This window comes from Camelimonas fluminis (assembly GCF_014656355.1).
GTDB classification, from domain to species: Bacteria; Pseudomonadota; Alphaproteobacteria; order Rhizobiales; family Beijerinckiaceae; genus Camelimonas; species Camelimonas fluminis.
On the sequence record NZ_BNCG01000110.1, the window covers coordinates 1 to 2,470 of the forward strand.

Below are 2,470 nucleotides of genomic sequence, written 5' to 3' on the forward strand. Positions count from 1 at the left end.
ATCACGTCCGCGCTCCCAACAAAACCCTGCATGAGTCAGGGGCAGAAGGCCTTGGTATTATGCCCCCCAGATAGGAATGGCGGCGACGGGTGTTGTAGAAACCATTGATGTACTGAAAGATTGCAGCCTCCGCCTGTCGCCGCGTTGGCCAGCTGTGGCGCCAGATCAGTTCCGCCTTCAGTGATTTGAAAAAGGTCTCTACGGAAGCATTATCGTAGCAATTTCCTTTGCCGCTCATAGAGGGTCGCAGTCCATAGGACTCCAGCTTCTTCTGATAGTCATGGGAGCAGTACTGACTGCCGCGATCCGAATGAAAAATGCATCCTCCGGGTGGCTGGCGCAGACGCCCCGCCATATCCAAAGCCCTGATTGCCAGATCCTTTTTCATCCTGTCGCTGACCGCCCAGCCCACGACGCGACGGCTATGCAGGTCGAGAATGACGGCAAGATAGAGCCATCCTTCAGATGTCCATATATAGCTGATATCGCCAGCCCACTTCTGGTTCGGCGCCGGAGCTGCAAAGTCACCCTCCAGGAGATTGGGCGCAACGCCAAGGTGGTGGTTGCTGTCGGTTGTCACCTTGTGCCTGCGGGTCCGGACAGGTTTGATCCCGTTAATCCGCATCAGCCTGCCCACACGGCGCTCGCCGACATCAAGGCCGGCCTCCTTCAGCTCCATCGTCATGCGGGGGCGGCCGTAGCTGCCCAAACTCAGCCTGTCATGCTCCCGAATGTGCGCAAGCACCTTCAGATCCGTCCGTTCGCGTCGGCTTGTTGGCCGTGAACGCCATGACCGGTAGCCGCGAGGGCTGACCTGCATCACACGGCACATCGTTTCAACCGGCCAGACGTGACGCCAGTTCTCCACGAACGCGAACCTCACGACCGCTGGCTCGCGAAGAACTGCGTGGCCTTTTTTAAAACATCCCTTTCCTCCTTGAGTATGCGGTTCTCAAGGCGAAGGCGTTCATTCTCACGCGCCAGGTCTGCCTGTGGGGCAACCTCCTGGTCACTGGGTCTGTGCTGCGATAGCCACTTGCCCAGCGTCGACTTCCCAATCCCCAAATCCGATGCAACCCGGCCCCGCGGCAATCCGCTGGTCAGCGCAATGCGCACCGCTTCCTGTTTGAACTCTTCGGTATGCCTGATCATCTCGTCGGTCTCCTTGAAAGAGCCTAAAACGCTCAGGTGACCGGCGCAAAACCGGTACAAGTCCACCTATTATTGGGAGCATCTGGGCATGCTGTCGGACCCGCAATACGCGGCACGATGGCAGATCAAGCGCATGGCGTATCTGGCAGCAGGCATCCGGCCGATCGATGAACAGGCAGGGGGAGATATCCTGATCGAGACCATGGAAACGGCGGGATCGGGCCTGGACATGGTCGAGGTTAACCGGCTTGCCCGCTTGATCGTGGGCTGAGCATTGCGCGATCGTCTCTGGTCTTGACGCCCTGTCTCTTAGCGAGTGCAGCGGCTGCCCTCTTCCTGATCAAACAATCTGAGTGAGAGTTTGTCACCTATGCGAATGGCTTTCGTCGAGATATTTGTCCTCCTGTTGGATAGGAGGAGGGCCGTTACAGTGAGGCGTCTACGCTCGTGCTTCGACTCTACGATTTGTTGTGACGGTGTTTTTGGGGAACGTTTGCTATACGTGAAGCTCTTCCCGGGAAACTGTCTTCACCCTCTCAACCTCTGTCGCGCTTGATCCAAGCCCACCATCCCGGCAATCCAGGATCGAGATGGGTGTATTGATTTCGCCGATTTTGGCGGTACCTTATCGGTAGCAAAAGATTCGAAGTCTGAGGTCTACGCCTCACCGCGAAACGGTCGATAGATACCGATAGTTTACAGAATTTTCCGTCCTGAAATTCAAAAAAAACCTAGCAAAATCAAAAGGCTAAGTTTTTGACGGTATCTTCAACGGTATACTTACCCGAGGATTTTATTTTTTGTAATTATACCAAACGCTTAGGGCAGAAAAAATATTGAGTGGGAGACTGCCGTGGTCGTTAGGCGCATTTTGTTATGGTCGCTGTTGGATCGACCAGTGGTGGATCTAGCTCTGGAAAATGACGCCGCGGGGCGCGGATAGTCGTTCGATATCCAAGCGATCCGTCCACCAGCAGCCGGTAAGGTGAAGCGCAAGTTCGGCATAAGCGATCGTCAACATGTCGTGGACCATAACTGGTTCGCAGTCATTGAGGCTGATAGCTTTGAGTGCGTCGGTGGCAATAAGGCCTTGGACAGGCGTCACTTGGCCGCCGTACTCTTCGGATTCCGCAATTGCGTCTTCCTCTTTGGTGAAGACGCAGGCGAAATCCTGTTCGAACTCGTGACCGAAGTGGGTGAGCTCGAAGACCAGGGCGGTTTCGGTAATCCCCTTATCGAGACCCCATGTCTCGATGACTACCAAGACTCTCTGATCAGAACCCATGCGCCCATTTGCGGAGTCCGATTGACATGATGC

General features: G+C 55.3%; 3 protein-coding genes. 1 reads left to right on the forward strand and 2 read right to left on the reverse strand.

All coding sequences use genetic code 11. The annotated features are described in order from the left end of the window. Nucleotide 1: 1 nt before the first annotated feature. Nucleotides 2-1,152 (reverse strand): IS3 family transposase gene (locus IE243_RS22530; protein WP_244643324.1). Its coding sequence is split into 2 segments (ribosomal slippage): nucleotides 2-921 and nucleotides 921-1,152, totalling 1,152 coding nucleotides; the frame shifts between segments, so codons are not numbered across the junction. An 88-nt stretch (nucleotides 1,153-1,240) separates the two neighbouring features. Here IE243_RS22530 and IE243_RS22535 point away from each other — a divergent pair. Further along, a complete protein-coding gene (locus tag IE243_RS22535) occupies nucleotides 1,241-1,423 on the forward strand; it encodes a hypothetical protein (RefSeq protein ID WP_244643325.1) in 183 nt (60 codons plus the stop codon). Nucleotides 1,424-2,059: 636 nt separating this feature from the next. Here IE243_RS22535 and IE243_RS22540 read toward each other — a convergent pair. After that, a partial coding sequence (locus tag IE243_RS22540) for a hypothetical protein (RefSeq protein WP_210319962.1) occupies nucleotides 2,060-2,470 on the reverse strand: 411 nt, incomplete at its 5' end.

Excerpts from the sequence above, each read along its gene's own strand:
- IE243_RS22535 (WP_244643325.1), top strand. The coding sequence starts at position 1,241 with ATGCTGTCGGACCCGCAATACGCGGCACGATGGCAGATCAAGCGCATG.